At 72.2% G+C, this 18,715-nt stretch carries 19 protein-coding genes and 1 riboswitch; of the genes, 9 read left to right on the forward strand and 10 right to left on the reverse strand.

The window, feature by feature from the left end; all coding sequences use genetic code 11:
- The first annotated feature begins 105 nt into the window (after positions 1–105).
- From QUY26_RS29505 to QUY26_RS29525, 5 genes are all read left to right on the forward strand, one after another.
- Positions 106–864: a lysophospholipid acyltransferase family protein gene (locus QUY26_RS29505; protein WP_289956160.1), complete on the forward strand. Its 759-nt coding sequence runs from the start codon at positions 106–108 to the stop codon at positions 862–864.
- A 49-nt stretch (positions 865–913) separates the two neighbouring features.
- A complete protein-coding gene (macS, locus tag QUY26_RS29510) occupies positions 914–2,173 on the forward strand; it encodes a MacS family sensor histidine kinase (RefSeq protein WP_289951885.1) in 1,260 nt (419 codons plus the stop codon).
- Between the two features lie 86 nt (positions 2,174–2,259).
- On the forward strand, positions 2,260–2,919 hold the full coding sequence (locus tag QUY26_RS29515; RefSeq protein ID WP_289956162.1) for a response regulator: 660 nt from the start codon (positions 2,260–2,262) through the stop codon (positions 2,917–2,919).
- Positions 2,920–3,089: 170 nt separating this feature from the next.
- On the forward strand, positions 3,090–4,118 hold the full coding sequence (locus QUY26_RS29520) for a 6-phosphofructokinase (RefSeq protein WP_289951888.1): 1,029 nt from the start codon (positions 3,090–3,092) through the stop codon (positions 4,116–4,118).
- A gap of 108 nt (positions 4,119–4,226) precedes the next feature.
- On the forward strand, positions 4,227–5,231 hold the full coding sequence (locus tag QUY26_RS29525) for a 2-hydroxyacid dehydrogenase (RefSeq protein ID WP_289951889.1): 1,005 nt from the start codon (positions 4,227–4,229) through the stop codon (positions 5,229–5,231).
- Here QUY26_RS29525 and QUY26_RS29530 read toward each other — a convergent pair.
- The 3 genes from QUY26_RS29530 to QUY26_RS29535 all read right to left on the reverse strand — a co-directional run bounded on the left by QUY26_RS29530 (position 5,174) and on the right by QUY26_RS29535 (position 8,001).
- Complete coding sequence (locus tag QUY26_RS29530) at positions 5,174–7,174, reverse strand: anthranilate synthase family protein (protein ID WP_289951891.1); 2,001 nt, start codon at positions 7,172–7,174, stop codon at positions 5,174–5,176. The two genes, QUY26_RS29525 and QUY26_RS29530, sit on opposite strands and share 58 nt — an antisense overlap.
- Before the next feature lie 115 nt (positions 7,175–7,289).
- Positions 7,290–7,346 (reverse strand): trp operon leader peptide, encoded by a 57-nt coding sequence (locus tag QUY26_RS40995; RefSeq protein ID WP_107062014.1) that lies wholly within the window; start codon positions 7,344–7,346, stop codon positions 7,290–7,292.
- Positions 7,347–7,389: 43 nt separating this feature from the next.
- Positions 7,390–8,001 carry a TetR/AcrR family transcriptional regulator gene (locus tag QUY26_RS29535; RefSeq protein ID WP_289951893.1) on the reverse strand — a complete coding sequence of 204 codons (612 nt, stop codon included), beginning with the start codon at positions 7,999–8,001 and terminating at the stop codon, positions 7,390–7,392.
- A gap of 51 nt (positions 8,002–8,052) precedes the next feature.
- Between QUY26_RS29535 and QUY26_RS29540 the strand changes: the two genes are divergently transcribed.
- From QUY26_RS29540 to QUY26_RS29550, 3 genes are all read left to right on the forward strand, one after another.
- Positions 8,053–8,949, forward strand: a complete 897-nt coding sequence (locus tag QUY26_RS29540; protein ID WP_289951895.1) for a DUF2867 domain-containing protein — start codon at positions 8,053–8,055, stop codon at positions 8,947–8,949.
- 202 nt (positions 8,950–9,151) lie between these two features.
- A complete protein-coding gene (locus QUY26_RS29545) occupies positions 9,152–10,507 on the forward strand; it encodes a class II 3-deoxy-7-phosphoheptulonate synthase (RefSeq protein ID WP_289951896.1) in 1,356 nt (451 codons plus the stop codon).
- Between the two features lie 180 nt (positions 10,508–10,687).
- Entirely contained in the window at positions 10,688–10,981 is a 294-nt protein-coding gene (locus QUY26_RS29550) for a (2Fe-2S)-binding protein (RefSeq protein WP_289951898.1), read from the forward strand.
- A 17-nt stretch (positions 10,982–10,998) separates the two neighbouring features.
- On the opposite strand, the gene bfr is transcribed toward QUY26_RS29550, so the two are convergent.
- Positions 10,999–11,478 (reverse strand): bacterioferritin, encoded by a 480-nt coding sequence (bfr, locus tag QUY26_RS29555; protein ID WP_289951900.1) that lies wholly within the window; start codon positions 11,476–11,478, stop codon positions 10,999–11,001.
- Between the two features lie 154 nt (positions 11,479–11,632).
- On the opposite strand from bfr, the gene QUY26_RS29560 reads away from it, so the two are divergent.
- The gene (locus tag QUY26_RS29560; RefSeq protein WP_289951901.1) at positions 11,633–12,265 is read left to right on the forward strand and encodes a sulfite oxidase-like oxidoreductase; all 633 of its coding nucleotides are present in this window, start codon (positions 11,633–11,635) and stop codon (positions 12,263–12,265) included.
- 36 nt (positions 12,266–12,301) lie between these two features.
- Here the strand turns inward: QUY26_RS29560 and QUY26_RS29565 are convergent, their stop codons facing one another.
- The 6 genes from QUY26_RS29565 to thiO form a co-directional block, all read right to left on the reverse strand.
- A complete protein-coding gene (locus QUY26_RS29565; RefSeq protein ID WP_289951903.1) occupies positions 12,302–12,745 on the reverse strand; it encodes a DUF4396 domain-containing protein in 444 nt (147 codons plus the stop codon).
- Positions 12,746–12,939: 194 nt separating this feature from the next.
- Complete coding sequence (locus QUY26_RS29570) at positions 12,940–13,857, reverse strand: deoxyribonuclease IV (RefSeq protein ID WP_436840426.1); 918 nt, start codon at positions 13,855–13,857, stop codon at positions 12,940–12,942.
- A gap of 59 nt (positions 13,858–13,916) precedes the next feature.
- The gene (gene pknB / locus QUY26_RS29575) at positions 13,917–15,953 is read right to left on the reverse strand and encodes a Stk1 family PASTA domain-containing Ser/Thr kinase (protein ID WP_289951905.1); all 2,037 of its coding nucleotides are present in this window, start codon (positions 15,951–15,953) and stop codon (positions 13,917–13,919) included.
- Positions 15,954–16,181: 228 nt separating this feature from the next.
- A complete protein-coding gene (locus QUY26_RS29580) occupies positions 16,182–16,976 on the reverse strand; it encodes a thiazole synthase (RefSeq protein WP_289951907.1) in 795 nt (264 codons plus the stop codon).
- 5 nt (positions 16,977–16,981) lie between these two features.
- Positions 16,982–17,203, reverse strand: coding sequence for a sulfur carrier protein ThiS (gene thiS / locus QUY26_RS29585; protein WP_289951909.1), 222 nt, complete (start codon positions 17,201–17,203; stop codon positions 16,982–16,984).
- Positions 17,200–18,558, reverse strand: coding sequence for a glycine oxidase ThiO (gene thiO / locus QUY26_RS29590; protein WP_289951911.1), 1,359 nt, complete (start codon positions 18,556–18,558; stop codon positions 17,200–17,202). Before thiO ends, thiS begins: the two co-directional genes overlap by 4 nt.
- Positions 18,556–18,669: riboswitch (TPP riboswitch) on the reverse strand. It overlaps the preceding gene by 3 nt.
- Between the last annotated feature and the right edge of the window lie 46 nt (positions 18,670–18,715).

An 18,715-nucleotide genomic window follows, 5' to 3' on the forward strand; every position in this document is an offset into this window, starting at 1 on the left:
GGCCCGGCGCCCGCGCCGACCGGGCCGGTCGGCCCCGCTCCGGAAGGAGCGCGGGTCCCACTCGGGTTATGGTCTGATCCACAGACACAGGAGGCACTCGGTTTGATCTACGGCGCAATGAAGCTGTCCATCGGAGGGCCCCTGAAGCTCGCCTTCAGGCCCTGGGTGGAAGGCCTCGAGAACATTCCCGCCGAGGGCCCCGCCATTCTGGCAAGCAACCACCTGTCCTTCTCGGACTCCTTCTTCCTGCCCGCGGTCCTCGACCGCAAGGTCACCTTCATCGCCAAGGCCGAGTACTTCACGACGCCCGGCATCAAGGGCCGGATGACGGCCGCGTTCTTCAAGGGCGTCGGCCAGCTCCCGGTGGACCGCTCGGGCGCGCGCGGCGCGGGCGAGGCGGCCATCAAGAGCGGCATCGCCGTCCTGGAGAGCGGCGAGTTGTTCGGCATCTACCCGGAGGGCACCCGGTCGCCCGACGGCCGCCTCTACCGCGGCAAGCCCGGCGGCCTCGCCCGGGTGGCACTGGCCACCGGCGCGCCCGTGATCCCCGTCGCGATGATCGACACCGAGAAGATCCAGCCGCCCGGCAAGGTGATGCCGAAGCTGATGCGTCCCGGCATCCGCATCGGCAAGCCCCTGGACTTCAGCCGCTACCAGGGCATGGAGCACGACCGCTTCGTCCTGCGGGCCGTGACCGACGAGGTCATGTACGAGATCATGAAGCTCTCCGGCCAGGAGTACGTCGACATCTACGCGACCGCCGCGAAGCGTCAGCTCAGCGAGGCGGCCAAGGCGGCGAAGGAGGCCGCCAAGAAGGAGGCGGCCAAGAAGGAAGCGGCCGCCAAGGAACGGTCCGGCGCGTAACGGCGTCCGTGGAGAGGGGCGCACGACGGCGTCCCGTGGGGTGGGGGCAGTGGCCAGGCGCGAAAAGGTCATGCGAATGTCGGTCGAGCAGCCGCTGTGGCGTGCCCTGACCGCGTACCGCGTGCTGACCATGCTGTACGCCATCGGGCTCTTCGTCGCCGCGTACTCCGCGTTCGCCCGCCCCTGGCTCGCCATCGGCTACTACGCCCTCCTCGCGGCCTGGACCCTCGCCACCGTCCCCAAGGTCTCCGGCGCCGCGAGCTGCACCAAGCGCTTCCTCGCCGTCGACCTCGGGGTCGCGCTCACCGGCATCCTGCTCACGCCGGTCGCGGTCGAGCACTGGCGGGTCGTCGAGGGCGGGCCGACGCTGCCTTCCATATGGACGGCCGGGTCCGTGCTCGCCTTCGCGATCAAGGGCGGTTGGCGCTGGGCGGCCTTCGCCTCGCTGCTCGTGGGCGTCGCCAACGTCGTGCAGCGCGGCGCGTTCAGCCGCGACACCGTCCACAACGTCCTGCTCGTCTGCATCGCCTCCATCGCCATCGGCTACGTCGTGGAGGTCGCCCGGGCCTCGGAGCGCACCCTCGCCCGCGCCCTGGAGATCGAGGCCGCGACCCGCGAGCGCGAGCGCCTCGCCCGCGACATCCACGACAGCGTGCTCCAGGTCCTCGCCATGGTGCAGCGCCGCGGCACCGCCATCGGCGGCGAGGCGGCCGAGCTCGGTCGGATGGCGGGCGAGCAGGAGGTCGCCCTGCGCACCCTGGTGGCCGGGGGCCTGATCCCCACCTCGTACGCGTCCGAGGACGTCTCCCAGGGCGCCGTCGTCCGGCTCGTCGAGGAACCCGACGCCCCCGAGGCGCCCGGCGGCGACGACGCCACCGGCGCGGCGAGCTGCGACCTGCGCCTGCTCCTCGCGCCCTTCGCCGGGTCGCAGGTGACGCTGTCGGAACCGGGTGCCGCGGTGCCGCTCGCGGCGCGCGCCGCCAGGGAGCTGACCGCCGCGGTCGGCGCCGCCCTGGACAATGTCCGCAAGCACGCCGGGGCGGACGCCCGCGCCTGGATCCTGGTCGAGGACGAGCCCGACGCCGTCGTCGTGACGGTGCGCGACGACGGCCCCGGCATCCCGGAGGGGCGGCTCGCCCAGGCCGAGGGGGAGGGGCGGCTCGGAGTCGCGCTGTCCATCAGGGGGCGGCTGCGGGACATCGGGGGCACGGCCGAGCTGATCTCGGTGCCGGGCCAGGGCACGGAAGTGGAACTGAGAGTCCCGCGCACCGCGCGGGACGCACGGGGGAAGGCGGAATCGGAGCGATGAGCGGTCAGCACGAGCAGCACCAGGAGTCCGCGGCGGGGGCGGCGGCCGGGGGGAGCGGGCCGGACGGCGCCGCGCCGGTCAAGGTCATGGTCGTCGACGACCACCCGATGTGGCGCGACGCCGTCGCCAGGGACCTGGCCGAGTCCGGCTTCGACGTGGTGGCGACCGCGGGCGACGGCGAACAGGCCGTGCGCCGCGCCCAGGCCGCCGCGCCCGACGTCCTCGTCCTCGACCTGAACCTGCCGCTGAAGCCCGGCGTGCAGGTCTGCAAGGAACTCGTCGGCGCCAACCCCGCCCTGCGCGTCCTGGTCCTGTCGGCCAGCGGCGAGCACGCCGACGTCCTGGAGGCGGTCAAGTCCGGCGCCACCGGCTACCTCCTGAAGTCCGCGTCCACCGCCGAGCTGATCGACGCCGTGGGCCGCACCGCCGTCGGCGACGCCGTGTTCACCCCCGGCCTCGCGGGCCTGGTCCTCGGCGAGTTCCGGCGCCTGGCCTCCGAGCCCGCGCCCGCCACCCCCGACGAGCCGGGCGCCCCGCGCCTGACCGACCGCGAGACCGAGGTCCTGCGCCTGGTCGCCAAGGGCCTCAGCTACAAGCAGATCGCCGAACGCCTGGTCATCTCGCACCGCACGGTGCAGAACCACGTCCAGAACACCCTCGGCAAGCTCCAGCTCCACAACAGGGTGGAACTCGTGCGGTACGCCATCGAGCGCGGCCTGGACACCGACGACCCCGCCGGGCCCTGACACCGGGGCCCGACGCCGAGGGATGACCTCCTTCGGGTGAACCGGATCCCTCCTCTCCACCGCAACTCCCGCACCACGCCCCGGAATTCACGGTTCGTCCCATGCCGAAGTGACGCGGATCACCATTAGCGTGGCCCGCGTCAGCGCAATCGCGGCGAAGGGACATTTCCATGCGGGTCGGAGTTCTGACCGGAGGCGGCGACTGCCCCGGACTCAATGCCGTCATCCGGGGCGTCGTCCGCAAGGGCGTGCAGGAGTACGCGTACGACTTCGTGGGCTTCCGCGACGGCTGGCGCGGACCGCTCGAAGGCGACACCGTCCAGCTCGACATCCCCGCCGTCCGCGGCATCCTGCCGCGCGGCGGCACCATCCTCGGCTCCTCGCGGACCAACCCCCTCAAGGCCGAGAACGGCATCAGGCGGATCAAGGAGAACCTCGCCAAGTACGAGGTCGAGGCCCTGATCGCGATCGGCGGCGAGGACACCCTCGGCGTCGCCGCCCGCCTCACCGACGAGTACGGCATCAACGTCGTCGGCGTACCCAAGACCATCGACAACGACCTGTCCGCCACGGACTACACCTTCGGGTTCGACACGGCCGTCGGCATCGCCACCGAGGCCATCGACCGCCTGCACACCACCGCCGAGTCGCACATGCGCGTCCTCGTCGTCGAGGTCATGGGCCGGCACGCCGGCTGGATCGCGCTGCACTCCGGCCTCGCGGGCGGCGCCAACGTCATCCTCATCCCCGAGCAGCGCTTCGACCTCGACCAGGTGTGCGCCTGGGTGACCTCGCGCTTCAAGGCCTCGTACGCGCCGATCGTCGTCGTCGCCGAGGGCGCCATGCCCAAGGACGGCGAGATGGTCCTCAAGGACGGCACCCTCGACTCCTTCGGGCACGTGCGGCTCTCCGGTGTCGGCGAGTGGCTGTCCAAAGAGATCGAGAAGCGCACCGGCAAGGAGGCCCGCACCACGGTCCTCGGGCACGTCCAGCGGGGCGGCACCCCGAGCGCCTTCGACCGGTGGCTCGCCACCCGCTTCGGCCTGCACGCGATCGACGCCGTGCGCGACGGCGACTTCGGCAAGATGGTCGCCCTGCGCGGCACGGACATCGTCCGCGTCCCCATCGCCGACGCCACCGCCAGGCTCAAGACCGTCGAGCCCGCCCTCTACCAGGAGGTGGGCGTCTTCTTCGGCTGACCCGCACGACCGGTCTTCTGGCCGGCTCGCGCCTTCGGGCGGCGGGCGCGGCGGCGGGACCGTATATTCGGCGGCGCGGGGGCAACGCACGCGAGACCGGGAGCAACCGTGGAGATCCTCGCCTTCGGCGTCCAGGCGGACGAGCGACCCCTCATCGAGAAGGCCTTCGCGCCGCACCACGACATCCGGTGCCTGGACGTCTTCCTGAACGAGGACACCGCCCCCATCGCCGCCGGATACGAGATCATCTCGACGAGCGTCAACGCCAGCCTGAACAACCGCGTCCTGCAGACCCTCGCCGCCGGCGGCACGCAGATGATCGCCCAGCGCTCCACCGGCTTCAACAACATCGACCTCCAGGTCGCCGAGCGCCTGGGCCTGACGGTCGCCCGGGTCTCGTACTACTCGCCGTACTCCGTCGCGGAGTTCGCCTGGACCCTGGCGACCGCGGTCAACCGCCGCATCGTCCGCGCCGCCAACCGCACCCGCGACTTCGACTTCCGCCTCAACGGCCTGATGGGCCGGGACCTGCGCGGCCGCACCGTCGGTGTGCTCGGCACCGGCAAGATCGGCGAGGCCTTCACCCGGATCGCGCACGGCTTCGGGATGAACCTCCTCGGCTGGGACGTCGCCGAGAACCCGGCGTGCGTCGCGCTCGGCATGAAGTACGTGGCCAAGGAGCAGCTCCTCGCCGAATCCGACGTGATCAGCCTGCACGTACCGCTGCTCCCCGCGACCCACCACCTCATCGACGCGAGCGCCCTGCGCACGATGAAGGACGACGCGATCCTGGTGAACTCCAGCCGTGGCGGCCTGATCGACACCGACGCGCTGGTGAGCGAGTTGCGCGCGGGCCGCTTCACCGGTGTCGGCCTCGACGTGTACGAGGCCGAGGCCGGGCTCTTCTTCCTCGACAAGTCCCTGGAGGCCGTCGAGGACGACACCCTGGCCCGCCTCGTCACGTTCCCGAACGTCGTGGTGACCTCCCACCAGGCTTACTACACGGTCGACGCGGTGGGCCAGATCATCGACACCACCGTCCAGAACGTCCTCGACTACCAGGCGGGCCGCCGCTCCGAGAACGTCCTGGTGCCCGCCGCGCCCCCCAGCTGACCGAGGAGTTCCCGCACGATCCGCGCCCCGCGCAGGGACAGCACCGACTCCGGGTGGAACTGCACCCCCGCGAACCCTCGCCCGCGCAGCGCGTGCACCTCCCCGCTCGCCGGGTCCCGGCTCACCTCGATCCCGTGCGCAGCCAGTTCGAGCGCCGCCTCCTCGTCGCAGCGCGCCACGAAGCTGTTGTAGAAGCCGACCGTCTCCGCCCGCCCGAACAGGTCGATCGTCGCCTGCGCACCCTGGTACGGCACCTCCTTGCGCACGATCTCCAGGCCCAGCTCGGCCGCGATCAGCTCATGGCCGAGGCACACCCCCAGCACCGGGTGCCGGTGGCCGCGGATCAGCTCTGCCGCGAGCGCCCGCAGGAACCGCATCTTCGGGTCCCCGGAGTCGGCGGGGTCGCCCGGACCGGGGCCGAGGACGACGGGTCCCGCGTGCGTGAGGGCCGCGTCCGCGAGGCCCGGCTCGTCGTAGCGGCGCACCGATACCGCGAGGCCCGACGAGCGCAGCACGTGCGCGAGCATCGCCGTGAACGTGTCCTCGCCGTCGACCACGAGGGCGTGCCCGGTCAGCTCCGCCGACTGCTCCTGCATCCGCAGCCAGAACGGGGCGAGCCCGGCCCGCCGCCCGTCCAGGGCCGCCCGCACCCGGGAGTCGTCGGCGAGGGCGGGCCGCGCGCTCTCGTGCCGCGGCCGCCCCGGCCGGACGCCGAGCGCCGCGAGCACCCCGGCCGCCTTCGCGTGTGTCTCGGCCACCTCCCCGGCCGGGTCCGAGCCGCGCACCAGGGTCGCGCCGACCGGCACCCGCAGGGTCCCGCGCGCGTCGATGTCGGCGGTGCGGATCAGGATCGGCGAGTCCAGGGTCTGCGCCCCGCCCGCGTCGCGGCCGATCAGCGCGAGCGCGCCCGCGTAGTAGCCGCGCCCGCCCGCCTCGTGCCGCCGGATCACCCGGCAGGCGTTCTGCACGGGCGAGCCGGTGACGGTCGCCGCGAACATCGTCTCCCGCAGCACCTCCCGCACGTCCAGCGACGAACGGCCCCGCAGCTCGTACTCGGTGTGCGCGAGGTGGGCCATCTCCTTCAGGCGCGGGCCGACGACCACTCCGCCGCGGTCGCCGACGGTGCACATCATCTTCAGCTCCTCGTCGACGACCATCGACAGCTCCTCGGCCTCCTTGCCGTCGGCGAGGAAACGCAGCAGGCCGTCGACCGTGGGGCCCTGCTGCGGATAGCGGTACGTCCCGCTGATCGGGTTCATGACGACCGTCCCGCCCGCCCGTCTCCCACCACCGCCCTCGACCGAGGGCGCTTCGCGCCCACCCCTGCCTCCTGACATCCGCACATGCACCTCCGGGCTCGCCCCGACCAGCGTCCTGCCGTCCTCGCCCCCGGTGTGCACGACGAACGTCCAGTACGCCCCGCGCTCACCCACGAGCAGCCTGCGGAACAGCGCCAGCGCGTCGGCCCGTGCGAACCCGGGGATCTCGCCCCGGTACGTCCGCCGGATCACGAAGTTCGCGCCCTCACCGGCGCCGATCTCCTCCCGCAGCACCCGGCCGACGGTCCGCGCGTACGCCTCGTCGCTCACGTCGAAGGCGCCCTCCGTCACGCGCACCTCGTGGTCGGGCAGCGCCGCGAGGGCCTCGGCGAGCGGCAGCTCGTACGTCTCATCGGGCGTGAGGACGGCGAGCGGCGTGCCGTCGTCGGTCACCTCGAAGCCGCGCTCCCTGATCTGCCGGAAGGGGATGAGGGCGAGACCTTCGGGCAGGTCGGCGAGGCGTTCGCAGGTGGTGACGGGCCCGCGCAGGACCTCCACCGTGTCGTGGTCGCGGCCGGGGGTGCGGCGGCGCAGCAGGGCGAAAGGGGTCTGGTCGTGGAGCAGTCGGTCGAGGGCGGTGGGGGGAGACGGACGGTCGTCGGTCAGCGGGTTCTGCGGATCCATGGGGCTGTTCCTTGCTCCGTGAACGGGGTGGGAGAGGAACGGCCGGTCCGGAACGCTGCCGGAAACACCGAAGGCCGCCCCTCGGGCGGCCTTCGCGATGTCTGGGTACGCGCAGTCAGTGGGCCGCCGGAGAAGCGGGCCACCACCAGTTCTGGGTCGAGTGCGCGAACATGCCCGCACCCTAGCGCATCGAGGACCGGGGACGGCGGTGCGTCTCAGGGGCGGGTCATCAGCACGTCGAGCGCCTCGTCCAGATAGGCGCCGAACTCGTCCTCGCCGGGCAGCACCGAGGGCGCCGCGTGGCCGAGCTGGGCGTGGCCCAGGTAGACCGCGTACGCGAGCAGCCCGCGGCGGCGCGCCTCGGCCGCGGGGAAGCCGAGGGCGGCGAAGAGCTCGGCGACGTAGGCCACCCGGCGCTCGGTGACCCGCCGCAGGGCCGCGGCGACCTTGGGGTGCGAGGCGGTCGCGAGCAGCGAGACCTCCAGCGGGTCCGACGACGCCGAGCTGATGGCCTCGGCGAACAGGAGCCGGACCCGGGTGCGGATGTCCGGTTCCGCCTCGACCTCGCTGATGATCCCCTCGGTGTTGATCTCCGCCCAGCGCTCAAGGGCGGCCTCGATCAGGGCGTCACGGTTCGCGAAGTGCCAGTAGAAGCTGCCCTTGGTGGTGCCGAGTCGGACCGCGAGGGGCTCCACGGCGACCGCGGCGATGCCGCCCTCGCCGATGGCCGTGAGCGCGGCGTCGGCCCAGTCCTGAGCGGAGAGCCGGGGCTTCGCCGAGGCCTTCCGCGCGTCCGTAGCCGCCGTCTTCCGCTGCCGTTGCGCCATGACCGTACGCTACCGTACGGTTGACCATACGCCAGCGTATGGAGGTACGTCATGGGTGTGGTGCGCAATGAACACGAGCGAGTGATCGAGGCCCCGGCGGCGGCCGTAGGGGCACTGATCGACCGGCTCTCCGCCGCGGACGACCCGCTCTTCCCGACCCCGGCCTGGGACGCGATGACCTTCGACGGACCGCTCGCGGTGGGCGCGAGCGGCGGCCACGGGCCGGTGCGGTACGGGGTCGCGGAGTACGAGCCGGGCCACCGGGTCCGCTTCGACTTCACCGCCCCGGACAACGGCTTCCACGAGATCTCCGTCGAGCCCCTGGGGGAGCGGCGCTGCCGCGTCCGGCACGTCCTGGAGACCGAGCCCCGGGGCCTGGACCGCCTCCTGTGGCCGACGGTCGTCCGGCCCCTGCACGACACGATCGTCGAGGAGGTCCTCGACAACGCCGAGCGGGCGGCCGTAGGTCACTGCGCGCACCCCACGCGCTGGTCGCGGTGGGTGCGGCTGCTGAACGCCCTCGACTGGGACCGGCCCGAGACGGTCGCCGTCCCCGAAGGCGCCCGGCTGCTGCGCGGCGCCCTCGACCGTCCCGTCTACCAGGACGCGTACCGCATGCGGATGCTCCCAGGGCTGCCCCGCGACCCGCGCGCCTGGGCCCCCATGCTCCGCGAGGACTTCCCCCGGCTCGGGTGCGCCGACGGGGAGCTGCTGCTCCGGGTCGACATCGCGGGCCTGACCGCACGCGCCTCGATCCTGGTCGACGACGAGCACATCACCCTCAGCACCTACGCCCGCCCCGACAGCCGGCGCGGCCGCCTCTACTGGGGCGTCGTCCGGCTCGGGCACCCCTTCATGGCGCGCCTCATGCTGCGCCGCACGCATCGCGCGTTCGCCCTGGCGGCGCCGAGCGCGGGGGAGCGGGCGGGGCGGACCGTGGCCGCGTGAGGTCTCGGCCGTTCCACTTGCTGAGACACCTTCACCCCGCCGACGCGGGGGTGGTCCCGAGCTCAAGACGCTGCTGCGGATCGGGGCGGTGTCCTCCCCGCGCGCGCGGGGGCGCCGGGGTGCGGCCTCTGGGCCGCACCCGGTCGTCTCATCTGACGGGCAGAGGCGAAACCACTGGGCGGGACCCCGTAAGGTTTACGGGGTGACCGTGAACGCTGATTCCCAAGCCGTCGCCGCCAGGGCGACCTGGCGAGACCTGCCCGCGGCGCAGCAGCCCGAGTACCCCGATGCCGAGGCTCTGCGCGATGTGATCGCGGACCTCGAGTCGTATCCGCCGCTCGTCTTCGCGGGCGAGTGCGACCAGCTGCGCGCCCGTCTTGCGTCCGTCGCCAAGGGAGAGGCGTTCCTGCTCCAGGGCGGCGACTGTGCCGAGTCCTTCGACGCCGTGAGCGCCGAGCACATCCGGGCCAAGCTCAAGACCCTGCTCCAGATGGGCGCCGTCCTCACGTACGCCGCCTCCGTGCCGGTCGTGAAGGTCGGCCGGATCGCCGGGCAGTACTCGAAGCCGCGCTCCAAGCCGACCGAGACCCGCGACGGCGTCACCCTGCCGACCTACCGCGGCGACTCCGTCAACGGCTTCGACTTCACCGAGGCGGCCCGCGTCCCGGACCCCGAGCGCCTGAAGCGGATGTACAACGCCTCCGCGTCCACGCTCAACCTGGTGCGCGCCTTCACCACGGGCGGCTACGCCGACCTGCGCCAGGTGCACGCCTGGAACCAGGACTTCGTGAAGTCGTCCCCCTCCGGGCAGCGCTACGAGCAGCTCGCGCGCGAGATCGACAACGCGCTCAACTTCATGCGGGCCTGCGGCACGGACCCCGAGGAGTTCAAGACCGTCGAGTTCTACGCCTCGCACGAGGCGCTGCTGCTCGACTACGAGTCGGCGCTGACCCGCGTCGACTCGCGCACGGGCGATCTGTACGACGTCTCCGGCCACATGGTCTGGATCGGCGAGCGCACCCGGCAACTGGACGGCGCGCACATCGAGTTCGCCTCGCGCATCCGCAACCCGATCGGCATCAAGCTCGGCCCGACGACGACGGCCGAGGAGGCGCTGCAGTACATCGAGCGCCTCGACCCGGACCGTGAGCCCGGCCGTCTGACCTTCATCGCCCGCATGGGCGCGGACAAGGTCCGCGACAAGCTCCCCGAGCTGGTCGAGAAGGTCACCGCGTCCGGCGCGACCGTCGCCTGGATCACCGACCCGATGCACGGCAACACCTACGAGGCGGCGTCCGGCCACAAGACCCGCCGCTTCGACGACGTGCTCGACGAGGTCAAGGGCTTCTTCGAGGTCCACAAGGCGCTCGGCACGCACCCGGGCGGCATCCACGTGGAGCTCACGGGCGACGACGTCACGGAGTGCGTGGGCGGCGGCGACGAGATCTTCGTCGACGACCTGCACCAGCGCTACGAGACGGCGTGCGACCCCCGGCTCAACCGCAGCCAGTCGCTCGACCTGGCGTTCCTGGTGGCGGAGATGTACCGGGACCAGTGATCGCGGCTGACCTGGGTATTCCCTGGTCGCGCAGGTGTGGGGCGCGGATCCATGTGATCCGCGCCCCACGTGCGTATCCCGGGCTTTTGCGCAGCCGAAGGCACGGGTAAGGTTAGGTTAGCCTCACCGATCAATCGGGACGGGCGCCCCTTGTCAGCCAGTCCTCGGGAGGTGAACCGCGTGTACGTCTGCAACTGTTTCGGGGTCACCGAAGAGCAGGTGAAGAAGCACGCGGAGGCCGGCGCCTGCACCCCCCGCCAGATCGCCTCCGCCTCCAAGGCGGGCACGGACTGCGGTTCCTGCGTACGCCGCATTCAGGCGCTGCTCGGCCGGGGCGCGTGCCCGCGGCGTGAGCTGGTGGACCAGGGCGAGCCGGCGGTGGCGCTGGTCCCTGAGGCGGAGCTGCCGAAGATTCCCGGGATCCCGGCCGCGCCGAAGGCTCCGGAGCGGGAGGAGCTCCCGGAGGCCGCCTAGGCGCTCCCGGGCTCGGCCTAGCTCTCCGGCTGCTCGATGAGCTGCGCGATGTACAGCGGCTCGCCGAGCTTCTCGACCAGCTCGAGCTGGGTGTCGAGATAGTCGATGTGGTGTTCCTCGTCCTCGAGGATCGACTCGAAGATGTTCGCGGACGTGATGTCGCCCTTGGCGCGCATCACCTCGATGCCGCGCTTGAGGCGGTCGATCGCCTCCACCTCGATCTGGCGGTCCGCCTTGAACATCTCGGTGACGGTCTGGCCCACGCGCACATGGAACAGCCGCTGGTAGTTGGGCAGACCGTCGAGGAAGAGGATCCGGTCGGTCAGCACCTCCGCGTGCTTCATCTCGTCGATCGACTCGGACCGGGTGTACTTGGCGAGCTTCGTCCAACCGAAGTTGTCCTGCATCTTGGCGTGCAGGAAGTACTGATTGATCGCGGTCAGCTCGGCGGTCAGCTGCTCGTTGAGAAATTCGATGACCTCGGGGTCGCCCTGCATCGCAGAGGCTCCTTCCAAGCGGGTGACTGGGCAGGTAGCGCGCATCTTTGCATCGGCGTCCGGGGCCGTCCAGTAAGTGCATGCTTAGTAGGAGTTGCCCGAATCCACGTATACCTGGTCACGTCCACCGCTCGCCGTCTGTCAGGATGGAGCCATGGGTCAGCCGGTGGGTCGCACATCTCGAGACGTGGCGGAACCGGATCTTCCGCCGGGGCAGCGGCTGCAGCGCGGCTGGCCGGTCACGCACTACGGCCCTGTGCCCAAGTTCCGCCCCGAGCGCTGGGAGTTCAGGGTCTTCGGCGCCACCGCCGACGGCGAGAAGCACTGCTGGAACCACGAGGAGTTCTCGGCCCTGCCGTATGCCACGGTGGTCGGGGATCTGCACTGCGTCACGAAGTTCAGCATGCTCGGCGCCGAATGGGGCGGGGTGCTCGCCCGTGACCTCCTCGCGCTCGCGCCGCCCGCGCCCGAGGCCACCCATGTCATGGTCTGGGCCGAGTACGGCTTCAGCTCCAATCTGCGCATGGCCGACTTCGCCTCCGAGCGCACGATTTTCGCCACGCACAAGGGCGGCGAACTCCTCACCGCGGAGCACGGTTTCCCGCTGCGGCTCGTGGTGCCCCAGCTGTACGCCTGGAAGGGCCCGAAGTGGGTCCGCGGCGTCGAGTACATGACGGCCGACCGCCGCGGTTTCTGGGAGGAGCGGGGCTACCACAACATCGGCGACCCCTGGCGCGAGCAGCGCTACTCCTACCAGGAGGAACCGGGCGACGGCCCGGAGCTGTAGCGGCTCCAGGCCCTCGCCCTGCGGTGTCCGGCCGGGTCAGTGGTGGTACTGGTGGACCACCGCGTGGCCCTTGCCCCGGCCGATCATCCACTTGTTGACCGGGGTGGTGATCACGAAGGCGGCGGCGAGCGCGATGGCGAGGACGATCCAGAACATCGCGTCCGCGAGATGGGCGTCCATGGCGCCGGGCCAGAGCGCGATCACGCTGTTGTCGATCAGCTCCATCACGGCGATGGAGAGGGTGTCCGCGGCGAGCGCGACCCTGATCGCTGTCCGGAAATCGACGCCCGACTTCAGGATGCCGCGCAGGGTGAGGGCGTAGCCGAAGAAGAACGCGAGGGCGATCGCGAGGATCATCGTCGGCACGTTGCCCCAGCCGAGCGCGGTGCCGATCACCATGCCGAGGACCTCGCCGATGGCGCAGCCGGTGAGGCAGTGCAAGGTGGCCTGGGCGGCCATGGACCAGCTGACCTTGCCCATGCCGTGCTGACCGCTGTGGCTGTGGCCTGCGTGTCCGCCGTGACCGCCGTGACCCTCGTGACCTTCATGGCCATTGGGGCCCTGGTGTCCGGCGTGCGTGTCGTGCTGCATGAGAAATCCCCCAACGTCGAGCAGCGGCTCCTGCCATGACAGGAACCGTATACCCCTAGGGGGTATTCCTCAAGAGGGGAGGATCATGCGTCCCGCAGCTCCTTCAGGCGGGCCACGTCGGCCGCGTGTCCGTCCTTGCCGCCCGGGGTCTCGATGATCAGGGGCACGCCCTCGGTCGCCGGGTGGGTCATCAGCTCGCGGAACGGGTCGGCGCCGATGTGGCCGGAGCCGATGTTCTCGTGGCGGTCCTTGTGGGCGGCGACGACGTCCTTGGAGTCGTTGGCGTGCACCAGCTTCAGGCGGCCGGGCCCGACCGTGTCGACGAGCAGGTCGAGGGTCTGCTTCATGCCGCCGGGTCCGGCCAGGTCGTGCCCGGCGGCGAAGATGTGGCAGGTGTCCAGGCACACGCCGAGCTTGGGGTGGGCGTCCAGGGCCTCGAAGTACGGCCCGAAGTCCCAGGTGCGCGAGCACAGCGAGGCGCCCTGCCCGGCGGTCGACTCCAGGAGCAGGAACGGGTCGTCGTCGTGGGTCAGCTCGTCGAGGAGCGGCAGCACCCGCTCCCGCACCTGGCGCAGCGCCACCTTCCGCTCCCGGCCACCGGTCGCCGAACCGGTGTGCACGACGACCCCGAGCGCGCCGATCTCACGGCCGCGGCGCAGGGAGTGCCGCATCGACTCCACCGACTTCTCCACCGTCGCCTCGGTGTGCGAGCCGAAGTTGATCAGATAGGGAGCGTGTACGTAGGCGGGGATGCCCTCGGCCGCGCAGACGGCGCGGAACTCCTCGTCCTGCTTCGGGTTCCCGGGCGGGGTCGCCCAGCCGCGCGGGTTGGCCACGAAGACCTGCACGGTCTCGGCGGCGAGGTCGCGCGCGTAGGCGAGGCCCACGGAGGCGAGGCCGCCCGCGACGGGGACGTGGCTGCCGACGGGGTTGCGGGGGGCCCGCGCGGTGGGGGCGGACACGGGGGTGCTGGGGGAGTCGGGGGACTTCTCGGTGCTCACCCGGTCCAGGGTGGCACGGGGCGGGGGCGGGGCCGGGCGCGGGGCCCCGCCCCCCTGGCTCAGCCGATCTTGATGGTGATCGTCGACCCCTTGGGAGCCTTGTCGCCGCCGTCCACGGACTGGTCCTTCACCTTGTCCGCGAAGATGTCGAGCAGGCCGCGGTCCTCCTTGACCTCGAAGCCGGCCGCCTCCAGCTCGTCCTTGGCCTCGTCGACGCTCATGCCCTCGACGTCCGGGACCTCCACCAGCGGCGGGCCCTTGGAGATCGTCAGCTCGACCGTGTCGCCCTCGGCGACCGTCTTGTCCCCGCGCGGGGACTGCTTGACGACCGTGCCCTTGTCCTCGTCGGAGGTGACTCGCTCCGGGGCGATCCGCACCTTCACGCCCGCCTCCTCGAGCTCCGCGCGGGCGTCGCTCTCCGACTCGCCGGTGACGTCGGGAAGTTCGACCGCGCGGCCCTTGCTGACGACGAGCGCGACGGCCGAGCCCGCCTTGCGGACCTTCCCGGCGCCCGGGTCCGTGCTGATCACGGCGCCCTTCTCGACGTCCTCGCTGAAGGCCTTCGTGACCATGCCGGCCCCGAGGCCCGCGTCGTCCAGCTCGTCCTTCGCCTTGTCCAGAGGGGTGCCCTCGAGGTCCGGCACCTTGACGGTCTCCGGGCCGAGGGAGACGGTCAGCGTCACCTTGCCGTTGTGCCGGATGCGGTCGCCGACACCGGGGTCGGTCGCCATGACCGTGCCGCGCTTGTCGGTGTCGCTGTAGGCGCGCTCGACCTTGCGCACGTCGAGACCGGCGTCGTCGAGACGCTTGCGCGCGTCGGCCTCCGTCTTCGCAAGGAGCGCCGGGACCGTCGTGAACTGGCCCGAGTTGATGTACCAGACGCCCGCACCGAGCCCGAGGACCAGCAGGACGGCGGCCACCGCGACGGTGATCCCGCGACGGGTGTTGAGCTGCCGCCGGAACCGTGCCGCGGGGGAGGCGGGGGCCGCCGACGGGGGCGGCCCCGGCGGCGGGGTGCGCAGCACGCTGGTGTGGCTGAGGCCGTCCTGCCGGGGGCCGGGTCCCGGCCGCAGGGAGGCGCGGGGGTCCTGCGGCGGCGCGGGGTGCTCGGGCTCGTCCGCGGTGGGCAGGGGCAGCTGTACGGAGCGTGCCGCGCGCGGGATGACGCTCGTACGGTCCTCGGAGCCGGCGTGGCCGTGCTGCCCGCCCTCGGAGCCGCGGGCCTGCGGGGGTATCGCGTCCAACTGCGCCTCGGTGAGCGCGAAGCGTGCCTCGCGCAGCTGCCCGAGGAGGGCCACCGCGTCGTGGGGGCGCAGGTCGGGGTTGCGCGCGGTCGCCGACGCGACCAGTTCGTCGAGTTCGTAGGCGAGGCCGGGAACGGCGGCGGAGGGCGGCGGTACGTCCTCGTTGAGGTGCTGGTAGAGCACCTGGGCGGGGGAGTCGCCGCCGTGCGGCTTGGCGCCGGTGAGCATCTCGTAGAGGACGACCCCGGAGGCGTACACGTCGACGCGGGTGTCGGCCGTGCCGTGCTCGATCTGCTCCGGCGCGAGGTAGGAGACCGTGCCGAGGACCGTGCCCGTCGTGTTCGTGACGGAGTCCACGGCCCGTACGAGCCCGAAGTCGGCGACCTTCACCCGGCCGTCGTCCCCTATGAGGACGTTCTCCGGCTTCATGTCGCGGTGCACGAACCCGGCGCGGTGCGCGGCGCCGAGGGCGGCGAGCACGGGCTCCAGGATGTCCAGGGCGGCGCGGGGGCGCAGGGCGCCGCGCTCGCGCAGCACGTCGCGGAGCGTGCACCCGGCGATGTACTCCATCGCCAGGTACACGTACGGGCCGTCGGTGCCCTGGTCGAAGACCCCGACCACGTTCGGGTGCGCGAGGCGGGCCACCGACTTGGCCTCGCGGATGAAACGGTCGACGAAGGAGGCGTCGGCCGCCAGCGTCGGGTGCATCACCTTCAGGGCGAGCAGGCGGTCGAGGCGGGTGTCCACGGCCCGGTAGACCGTGGCCATCCCGCCGACCGCGATCCGTCCGTCGACGCGATAGCGGCCGTCGAGCACCTGCCCGACGAGGGGGTCCTTGAGGGTCGTGTCCACGGAGGGAGTCTACGAGGCGGGGCCTCGGGGCTTGCCCCCGCGGGCGGCGGACCAGCGAGACTGCAGCGCACCTGTGACCGACGCCGGACCACCCCGTGCCCGGGGCGACCTCTCCTCCACCTCGGCACCCCCGCGCCCGCCCGTCGCTGACGGCCCCGGCGCGAGGCCGTCCTCCGCGCGCCCCGGGACCACCGTCACGTGTGGGCGGCTCCGGTCGCCGGGGGCGGGTCAGAACGCCGGGCGTTCCGGGTCGAGGGCCGCTCGGCCGTCCGTGGGGGACGAGGCCTCGGCGAAGTGCCGTCGCGGGATGCGGCCGCCCAGGTACGCCAGGCGTCCGGCCAGGACTCCGTGGCGCATCGCCTCGGCCATCAGGACGGGCTCGCGGGCCCGTGTCACGGCCGACGCGAGCATCACCCCGGCGCAGCCCAGCTCCATGGCGAGCGCCGCGTCCGACGCCGTACCGGCCCCGGCGTCCAGGATCACCGGCACGCTCACCTGCTCCACGATGAGCTGAAAGTTGTGCGGGTTGCGGATGCCGAGCCCGGAGCCGATGGGGGAGCCGAGCGGCATGACGGCGGCGCAGCCCACGTCCTCCAGCTTCCGGGCGAGTACGGGGTCGTCGTTGGTGTACGGAAGCACCGTGAAGCCGTCGTCGACGAGGACCTCGGCCGCGTCGAGGAGCTCCACCGGGTCGGGCAGCAGCGTGCGCTCGTCCGCGATGACCTCGAGCTTCACCAGGTCGGTGCCGAGCGCCTCCCGTGCGAGGCGCGCGGTCAGGACGGCCTCGCCCGCGGTGAAGCAGCCCGCCGTGTTCGGAAGGACCCGGATGCCGAGCCGGTCGAGTACGGACAGCACGGAGCCCTGCACGCCGGGGTCGAGCCGTCGCATCGCGACGGTCGTCAGCTCCGTCCCGGACGCGACGAGTGACCGCTCCATGACGTCGAGGCTGGGCGCACCGCCCGTACCCATGATCAGTCGCGACGACAGGGTGAGGCCGCCGATGACGAAGGGATCGTCCGCCATGTGCGTCAGCCTCCCTGGACGGCGGTGAGGACTTCGACGCGGTCGCCGTCGCTGAGCGCGGTGGCGGCCCACTCCGCGCGCGGGACGACGGTTTCGTTGAGCGCGGCGGCGACACCGCAGTGCGCGGTGGACAGTTGGGCGACGACGGTGTCGAGCGTGGTCCCGGCGGCCACATCTCGTACTTCTCCGTTGACGGAGACGGCGAATACGGCGATCGGCGTGCTCATGCGGACAGCTCCGTGAGGTCCTTGGGGGAGGCGGGGGGTGTGGGGGAGGCGGGGGAGGTGGGAGGGGCGGGAGGGGTGGGGAGGGCGAAGGGTGGCTGTGGGGTCGTGGCGAAGCGGGCCGGGGTGAACGCCCGTGCCACCTCCGGCAGTTCGCCCGTGGCCAGCGCGTGCGCCATGACGTCCCCGGTGACGGGCGTCAGGAGGACGCCGTTGCGGTAGTGCCCGGTGGCCAGGTGCAGGCCGGGCAGCGCGGTGGGGCCGAGCAGGGGCGCGTTGTCGGGGGACGCGGGCCGCAGCCCGGCGCGGGTCTCCGTGAGCGGCAGCTCCGTGATGCCGGGGAGGAGTTCGTGGGCGTCGCGCAGCAGTTCGTACACGCCCCCCGCCGTGACCGTGGTGTCCCAGCCCAGCTCCTCGCTGGTCGCACCGACGACCAGCTCACCGCTCGCGCGCGGCACCAGATAGACGTGACTGCCGCGTACGACCGCCCGCACGGTGCGGTGCAGGAACGGCGCGTACCGCCCCGGCACCGTGAGCCGCAGCACCTGCCCCTTCACGGGCCGCACAGGCGGCAGCACGTCGCCCGGCACCCCCGCGAGCCGCCCGCTGAGGCTGCCCCCGGCGAGCACCGTCTGCCCGGCGGTGACCGCCGTGCCGTCGGCGAGGACGACACCGGCGGCCCGCCCCCGTACGACCGAGAGCTCCCGCGCCCACGCCCGCGTGAACGTCACCCCGGCCTGCTCGCAGGCCACGACGAGAGCGGCCGCGAGCCTGCGCGGGTCGACCTGGTGGTCGTCGTCGACGCGCAGCCCGCCCCGTACCCCCGGAGCGAGCATCGGCTCCAGGCGCCGGCACTCGCGGCCGTTCAACCACTGCGGTGTGAGCCCCGACCGCTGCTGGAGGGCGTGCAGTTCGCGCAGGTGGGCGCGGTCGTCGGAGTCGAGGGCGACCGCCAGCGTGCCGCACGCGCGATAGCCGACGTCGTGCCCGGTCGCCTCCGTCAGCTCGGCCACGAAGTCCGGATAGCGGTGTGCGGAGGCCAGGTTGAGGCCGAGCAGGGTCTGCTCGCCGTGGTGGAGTTCGGTGACGGCGGCCAGCATGCCCGCCGCGACCTGCGCCGCGCCGCCGCCCGGCTCGGGGTCGACGACGGTGACGGCGAGCCCGCGCTGCGCGGCCCGCCAGGCGGTGACGAGCCCGATGACACCGCCGCCGATGACGAGGACGTCGGTGCCGGCGCTCGGCTTCGTGGTCGCGCTCGGCCCTGTACTCGCCTGCGCGCTCGTGCTCGTACGGGTACTCGTGGTGCTCGTAGGCGTACTCGTGCTCGTCTGCGGATCTGCATTCGTACGGGAACGCATGGGCGTCCAGCCCCTCCCTTCGCCGGCATGACCCGGATCAGGTTCGTACGGTCGGAGGCCGTCCCAGCCTCCCTCTCAGCCCGGTGCGTCCGGGCTCCCGCGAGTGCTCTGCACGGCCAGCGTAGCCCGTCGTCCCGCGGCCGGTTAAGCCCGTCGG

The organism is Streptomyces flavofungini (genome assembly GCF_030388665.1).
GTDB classification, from domain to species: domain Bacteria; phylum Actinomycetota; class Actinomycetes; order Streptomycetales; family Streptomycetaceae; genus Streptomyces; species Streptomyces flavofungini_A.